The sequence below is a fragment of the Aminobacter sp. P4_H6_2 genome (genome assembly GCF_056400805.1).
Window position 1 is genome coordinate 1 of sequence record NZ_JBFUKO010000223.1, and the last position, 7,998, is coordinate 7,998.

Sequence of the window (7,998 nt, forward strand, 5' to 3'; positions counted from 1 at the left end):
ACCAATAATCTCAACCAATATAAATATCGAAACTAACGATTTGACTTATATCCAGAACCACCGAGGATAAGGCAAGCGCCACAGCTGCGCGCTTTGCAATCGGAGGCTCGCGGCCATGCATTTCATGTTCATCCTGCTGCAACTGGCCGGCGCCATCATGCTGCTTTTGTGGGCGGTGCGCATGGTCCGCACCGGCGTCGAACGCGCCCATGGCGCGGTGCTGCGCGAGGCGTTGCGTGGCGCGACCAAAGGCCGGCTGAAGGCAGCGACGGCCGGCACCTTGCTCGCCATTCTTTTGCAGAGCGCAACCGCGGTCGCAGTGCTCGCCGCAGGCTTTGCCGCTACGGGCGTCCTGACCGTCTCGGGCGGGCTCGCCGTGATGCTGGGGGCCGATGTCGGCTCGGCACTGGTGGTGCAGGCACTGTCCTTCGACCTCAGCTGGCTGGTGCCACTGTTGTTGTTTTTCGGTGCCACCATGTTCCTCAAATTCGAGGCGCGCATCGTCAAGCAGACCGGGCGCACCTTGCTTGGCATCGCCTTCATCCTGATCTCGCTGCGCATGGTTGGCGATGCGACCGCCCCCATGCGCCACAGCGCGTTGCTGCCGTTGGCCATCGACTATCTCAGAAGCGATCCGGTGACGGCCTTTGGTGCTGCGGCGCTTTTCACCTGGCTGATCCATTCCAGCGTCGCCTCGGTGCTGTTGTTCATGTCGATGGCGGCCCAAGGCGTGCTACCGGCCGAAGTGGCGCTGCCGATGATCCTCGGCGTCAACTTGGGTGCCGGACTCGTTGCCGTCGGCCTGACGCGCGGCCAAGCCATCGAAGCGCGGCGCATTCCGGTCGGCAATCTGATTTTTCGTGCAACGGCTGCAATCGCGATCCTCGTTGCCATGCAGGCGATAGAGATCCCGATGACCTGGTTCGGCGTCAGTGCGGCCCGGCAGGTGGTCAACATGCACCTTGCCTTCAACCTTGCGCTGCTGGTGGTGTGCCTGCCCTTCACCGGGCCGATGGAGCGGCTGATAGCAATGCTTCTGCCCGACGCACCGCACGGTTCGGAGAGCTTCAACCTGATGTCGCGGCGGGTCAGCGCACTCGACCGCACGGTGATCAAGATGCCGAGTGTCGCGCTTGCCAGCGCGACGCGCGAGGTACTGCGCATGGCCGAGGTGGTGGAGATCATGCTGCGCCCGGTGATGGATCTTTTCGATTCCGGCGACCGTACGCGCGTCGAGCAGGTGCGCAAGCTCGACGAGGAGGTCAACCGCGCCCACACCGACATCAAGCTCTACATCGCCGAGGTCAATCGCGGAACGATGACCCAGGAAGAGGCACGGCGCGGCATCGAGCTGACCGACCTGGCCATCAATCTGGAGCATGCCGGCGACATCATCGCCAAGAACCTTTTGGTGCTGGCCCAAGAGAAGAACGACAAGCGGCTGAGCTTTTCCAAGGAAGGTTGGGGCGAGCTGACCACGCTGCACGACCGCGTGCTGGCCAATATGCAGATCGCCATGAACGTGCTGGTGTCGGGCGATCTCGACGCCGCGCGCCAGCTGGTGGTCGAAAAGGAACGCATGCGCAAGCTTGAACGCGATAGCCACGAGCGGCATCTCAAGCGTCTGCAATCGGGCTCGCCGCAAAGTATCGAGACCAGCGACATCCACCTCGAAGCGGTGCGGGCGCTCAAGGAGTTCAACTCCCTTCTGGTCTCGGTCGCCTATCCGATCCTGACCCAGAGCGGCGATCTTCTGGAAAGCCGGCTCGCCAAGACGGCATGACGAAATTGCATGTCATCTAGCCACTATCGTTTCAGCTTATGGATGAATACAAAATAACGATTTTACATATGGATTGCCGGTCAGCAATGTGAAGCCGAACCAGACATCTGAAGACGGCGAGGAGAAAGAAATGCTGTCCGAACACAAGCTTGCGGCTCAAGCCCCCTTCCCGGCACCAGCACTCGGCGAACCCTATCTGCTGACGCCCGGGCCGCTGACGACCTCTTATGCGGTCAAGCAGGCGATGCTTCGCGACTGGGGCTCATGGGACGGCGACTTCCGGGCAATGACAGCCGACATGCGCCAGCGTCTCCTCGCCATGCTCGGCGACGGCAACAGCGACTTCGATTGCGTACCGATGCAAGGCAGCGGCAGCTTCGCCGTCGAGGCAATGCTGGGCTCGTTCGTGCCGCGAGACGGCAAGGTCCTGGTGCTGGTCAACGGCGCCTACGGCCAGCGCATCGTCCAGACGCTCGGCTATCTCGGCCGCGACTGTGTGGCGATCGACAAGGGCGACTACATGCCGCCGCGCGGCGATGAAGTGGCCGCAGCTCTGGATGCCGACCCGGCCATCACCCATGTCATTCTCGTCCACTGCGAAACCAGCTCGGGTATCCTCAACCCGGTCGCCGAGATTTCCGAAGTCGTCTACGCCAAGGGCCGCAAGTTTCTTGTCGACTCGATGAGCGCATTTGGCGCCATCCCCCTCAACGTCAGCGAGATCCGCTACGAAGCGATGGTGTCCTCGGCCAACAAGTGCATCGAAGGCGTGCCCGGCTTCGGCTTCATCATCGCCCGCAAGAGCGAGCTCGAAGCCGCCAAGGGCCGCAGCCATTCGCTCAGCCTCGACGTCCATGCCCAGTGGGCGCACATGAACAAGAYCGGCCAGTGGCGCTACACCCCACCGACCCATGTGGTCGCCGCCTTCCTCGAGGCGCTGCGCCAGCATGAGATCGAAGGCGGCGTCGCCGGCCGCGGCGCGCGCTACGCCAGAAACCGCGACGTCATGGTAGCAGGCATGCGCGAGCTGGGCTTCGAAACCTTACTCAAGGACCGCTGGCTGTCGCCGATCATCGTCACTTTCTTCTGCCCCGCCCATCCCGATTTCGCCTTCGACCGCTTCTATGAGCTGATGAAGGAAAAAGGCTTCATCATCTATCCAGGCAAGCTGACGGTAGCTGACAGTTTCCGCGTCGGCTGCATCGGGCAGATGGACGAGCATGTCATGCGCAAGGTGGTCGAGGCCGCCGGCCAGTCGCTCAGCGAAATGGGCGTCGACACAGCGGCTCCTCCCGCGACCGCCATCGCCGAGCGCGCCAAGCTCGCCGCCTGAACAAAGATTTAAAGGAACTCCCCATGAACAAGATGACCACGATCAACGTCAGCGCCAACGGCCGCACTTACGAATGGCCGCGCGTGCCGGCGATTGCCATTTGCCTCGACGGCTGCGAGCCGGCCTATCTCGACGAGGCGATCAAAGCTGGCCTGATGCCGTCGCTGGTGAAGATCCGCGCCAAGGGCACCGAGCGTACCGCCCACAGCGTCATCCCGAGCTTCACCAACCCCAACAATCTGTCGATCGCCACCGGCCGCCCGCCTGCCGTGCACGGCATCTGCGGCAACTATCTCTATGAGCGCGAGACCGGCAAGGAAGTGATGATGAACGACCCGCGCTTSCTGCGCGCGCCGACCGTCTTCCAGGCCTTCTACGATGCAGGCGCGCGCGTTGCCGTGGTCACCGCCAAGGACAAGCTGCGCGCCCTGCTCGGCAGTGGCCTGAAGTTCGACGACGGCCGCGCCATCTGCTTTTCTTCGGAAAAGTCCGATGTCTCGACCAAGGCCGAGCACGGCATCGACAACGCGTCCGCCTGGCTCGGCAAGCCGGTGCCGGAGGTCTATTCGGCCGAACTGTCGGAGTTCGTCTTTGCCGCCGGCGTCAAGCTACTCAAGGAATTCAAGCCTGACGTGATGTACCTGACCACCACCGACTACGTGCAGCACAAATATGCGCCCGGCGTGCCTCAGGCCAATGCCTTTTACGAGATGTTCGACAAATATCTCGGCGAACTCGACGCGCTGGGCGCGGCCATCGTCATCACCGCCGACCATGGCATGAAGCCCAAGCACAAGTCCGACGGCACTCCTGACGTGGTCTATGTCCAGGACCTGCTCGACGAGTGGCTGGGCAAGGACGCCGCACGCGTCATCTTGCCGATCACCGACCCATATGTCGTCCACCACGGCGCGCTTGGTTCGTTTGCCACCGCCTACCTGCCCGAAGGTGCCGACCAGGCCGGCATCATGAAGCGCCTTGCCGCTATCGAGGGCATCGACGTCGTCATCGACAATGCCACCGCCAGCTCGCGCTTCGAACTGCCAAGCGACCGCATCGGCGACATCGTGCTGGTCTCTTCGGAGAACAAGACGATCGGCACCAGCGAGCATCGCCATGATCTGGCAGCGCTGAACGAGCCGCTGCGCTCGCATGGCGGCCTGACTGAGCAGGCGGTGCCGTTCATCGTCAACCGCAAGCTGCCCAGCCTGCCGAACGAACCGGTGCTGCGCAACTTCGATGCGTTCTATTATGCTGCCATGGCCGCAGCGCTGGCCTGAGGGAGTTGACGATGGTCAAGGCTGAAACGACGTTCAAGGTGCGCCATGAGCCCATGCGCATCGCCGGGCGCAAGGTCGATGCCGATGGTATCGTCAACGTCCACTACCCCTACACCAATGCGGTGATCGGCACGGTGCCGGCGGGGCGTGCCGAGCATGCGCGCCAGGCCTTTGATATCGCCGCCAACTACAAATCGAAGCTGACCCGCTACGAGCGTCAGCAGATATTGTTCCGCACTGCCGAAGCGCTTGCCGCGCGCAAGGAAGAGATCTCCGACATCATCACGCTGGAGCTCGGCATCTCCAAGGCCGACTCCCTCTACGAGGTTGGCCGCGCTTATGATGTGTTCACGCTGTCGGCGCAGATGTGCATCCAGGACGACGGCCAGATCTTTTCCTGCGACCTGACCCCGCACGGCAAGGCACGGAAAATCTTCACCACGCGTGAGCCGCTGAAGGCGATCTCGGCGATCACGCCGTTCAACCATCCGCTCAACATGGTGTCGCACAAAGTGGCACCCGCAATTGCCACCAACAATTGCGTGGTGGTCAAGCCGACCGAACTCACCCCGATGACGGCACTGATCCTCGCAGACATCCTCTACGAGGCCGGCCTGCCGCCCGAGATGCTGTCGGTGGTGACGGGCATGCCGGCCGACATCGGACTGGAGATGATCACCAATGAAAACATCGAGCTGATCACCTTCACCGGCGGTGTGCCGGTCGGCAAGATGATCGCCCGCACCGCCGGCTACAAACGCCAGGTGCTGGAGCTCGGCGGCAACGATCCGCTGATCATCCTCAACGACCTTTCTGATGACGATCTCGCCAAGGCGGCCGATCTGGCGGTGGCTGGCGCCACCAAGAACTCGGGCCAGCGCTGCACCGCGGTCAAGCGCATCCTGTGCCAGGAAAGCGTGGCCGACCGCTTCGTCCCGATGGTGCTCGAACGCGCCAAGAAGCTCAGGTTTGGCGACCCAATGGACCGGTCGACCGATCTCGGCACGGTGGTGCACGAAAAGGCGGCCGCGCTGTTCGAAAGCAGAGTCTACATGGCCGCCGAACAAGGGGCCGAAGTGCTCTATGATCCCGGCCGCAAGGGCGCGCTGTTGCCGCCGATTGTTGTCGACCGCGTGCCGCACACCTCCGAACTGGTGATGGAAGAGACCTTCGGGCCGATCATCCCGATCGTGCGCGCACCTGACAATGACGACGAGCTGATCGCACTGTCCAACTCGACCGCCTTCGGCCTGTCGTCAGGCGTTTGCACCAACGATTTCCGCCGCATGCAAAAATACATCGCAGGGCTTCAGGTCGGCACGGTCAATATCTGGGAAGTCCCGGGATATCGCATCGAGATGTCGCCATTTGGCGGGATCAAGGATTCAGGCAACGGCTACAAGGAAGGCGTCATCGAGGCAATGAAGAGCTTTACCAACGTCAAGACATTCTCGCTGCCATGGTCTTGAGCCGGCAAATCGCATAAGCCTCGATGAGGGAGCGCTTGCGCTCCCTCATTCGCGTCTGGAGGGGAAATGCACTTTTCGAAAGCCTTGGCGCGTCCGTCAGCCGGCGCGACGCAAACCGCTGCCCTCCTCCACATAAAAGTCTGATCGCATGTCCGGTTTCGCGCTTACCATCGTGCTGGTCGCGGCGTTCCTGCACGCGAGCTGGAATGCCGTCGTCAAGGCGGCGAACGACCGCGCCGTCGTGCTTGCCGCCGTCTCCGCCACCCACGCCACACTCGGCACGGTACTGGTCTTGTCGGCACCGTCGCCGTCGATGGAAAGCTGGATCTACATCTTTTTGTCGACCGTCATCCACTTCGGCTACTACATCTTCCTGTTCCAGTCCTACCAGTTCGGCGACCTCAGCCAGGTCTATCCGATTGCGCGCGGACTGGCGCCTGCCCTTGTCGCCTTTGGCGCCTATGTGATGATCGGCGAAACGCTGCCGCCACTCGGCTGGGCCGGGCTCGCGGCAATTACGTTCGGCATCGGCTTCCTGGCTTTCCAGCGGGGTGCCGCGAATGCTGATCCGCGCGCGGTGGGTGCCGCTGCGATCAACGGAGTCCTGATCGCTTCTTATTCGGTCATCGACGGCATAGGCGTGCGCCTGTCCGACAGTCCATTCGGCTATATGGGCTGGCTGTTCCTGCTTGAACTTCCGGTGACATTGTTCGTGCTGTTTCGCCGGCGCGGCGCCACCCACACCATCGATCTGCGCACGGTTGGGCTGGGACTGATCGGCGGGCTCGGCGCTGTCACCGCCTATGGCCTTGTGATCTATGCCAAGACCATCGCGCCGCTCGGCGCGGTGTCGGCGGTGCGGGAATCGAGCGTGATCATCGCGGCGTTGATTGGCCTGTTCATCTTCGGCGAACGGCCCTGGCCGGCGCGCATCGTCTCGGCGGTCATCGTCGCCTGTGGTGTTGTAGCGCTCGCCTTTTCCTGATCGTTTCACCTGTTTGAAACAATGCTGTCACTTGCCTGTCGCACATCTGTGCAGCTCATAAGCTGAGCCTACAGTATCATAAAAAGAATAGATTTTACTTATTGACCCCTCGTTCCCAGTATCAGCCTTGGACGAGGCGCAATCGGGGCAGTCGCGGCACGCGCATCCCTGCTCAGACCTCTCCCAATCAGAACGTGCCAAAGCGATCCAAATGGGAGCCAGATATCCATGAACCAGAAGAAAGCCTTCGTGCTCGCCGCCTTCGCCACGATGATGATGTCGTCGGCGGCATGGGCGGAGACCGAGCTCACAGTCTACACGGCAATCGAAGCCGAAGATCTCAAGCGCTACGCCGAGACATTCAACCAGGACCATCCCGACATCAAGCTCAACTTCATCCGCGACTCCACTGGCGTGGTGACCGCCAAGCTGCTCGCCGAGAAGGACAATCCGCAGGCCGACGTGATCTGGGGTCTGGCCGCGACGTCGCTTCTGGTGCTCAAGGCAGAAGGCATGCTTGAGCCCTACGCGCCCAAGGGCGTGGAACTGCTCAAGCCCCAATATGTCGACAAGGACACGCCTCCGGCATGGGTCGGCATGGACGGCTGGGCCGCCTCGATCTGCTACAACACCGTCGAAGGCGCCAAGCTTGGTCTGACCGCGCCCAAGAGCTGGAAGGACCTGACCAAGCCCGAATACAAGGGCCATGTCGTCATGCCCAACCCGGCATCGTCGGGTACCGGCTATCTCGACGTGTCGAGCTGGATCCAGCTATTCGGTGAAAAGGAAGGCTGGTCCTACATGGACGGTCTGCACCAGAACATCGCCGCCTACACCCATTCCGGCTCCAAGCCCTGCAAGATGGCCGCTGCTGGCGAAACGGTGATCGGTATCTCCTTCGAGTTCCGCGCCGCCAAGTCGAAGGCCGAAGGTGCGCCGATCGACATCATCATTCCTGAGGAAGGCATCGGCTGGGACATGGAAGCCTCGGCGATCGTTGCCGGTACGACGAAAGAGGAAGCGGCCAAGACGTTCATCGACTGGACGGTCACCAAGAAGGCCAACGAGATGTACAATGTCGGCTGGGCGATCGTTGCCATGCCCGGCGTTGCAAAGCCTGTTCCGCACCTGCCCACCAACATCGAAGA

Annotated in this window: 6 protein-coding genes; all 6 read left to right on the top strand. The window is 61.9% G+C overall.

The window, feature by feature from the left end:
* Positions 1-115 precede the first annotated feature (115 nt).
* On the top strand, positions 116-1,783 hold the full coding sequence (locus AC1DUU_RS16535; protein WP_476784498.1) for a Na/Pi cotransporter family protein: 1,668 nt from the start codon (positions 116-118) through the stop codon (positions 1,781-1,783).
* A gap of 130 nt (positions 1,784-1,913) precedes the next feature.
* Positions 1,914-3,116, top strand: a complete 1,203-nt coding sequence (locus tag AC1DUU_RS16540) for a 2-aminoethylphosphonate--pyruvate transaminase (protein WP_476784499.1) — start codon at positions 1,914-1,916, stop codon at positions 3,114-3,116.
* Positions 3,117-3,139: 23 nt separating this feature from the next.
* Positions 3,140-4,396 (top strand): phosphonoacetate hydrolase, encoded by a 1,257-nt coding sequence (gene phnA / locus AC1DUU_RS16545; RefSeq protein ID WP_476784500.1) that lies wholly within the window; start codon positions 3,140-3,142, stop codon positions 4,394-4,396.
* Positions 4,397-4,407: 11 nt separating this feature from the next.
* The gene (gene phnY / locus AC1DUU_RS16550; RefSeq protein ID WP_476784501.1) at positions 4,408-5,865 is read left to right on the top strand and encodes a phosphonoacetaldehyde dehydrogenase; all 1,458 of its coding nucleotides are present in this window, start codon (positions 4,408-4,410) and stop codon (positions 5,863-5,865) included.
* Positions 5,866-6,013: 148 nt separating this feature from the next.
* Entirely contained in the window at positions 6,014-6,850 is an 837-nt protein-coding gene (locus AC1DUU_RS16555) for an EamA family transporter (RefSeq protein WP_476784502.1), read from the top strand.
* A gap of 228 nt (positions 6,851-7,078) precedes the next feature.
* Positions 7,079-7,998 (top strand): putative 2-aminoethylphosphonate ABC transporter substrate-binding protein (locus tag AC1DUU_RS16560; protein ID WP_476784503.1); only part of this gene is annotated, 920 nt, incomplete at its 3' end.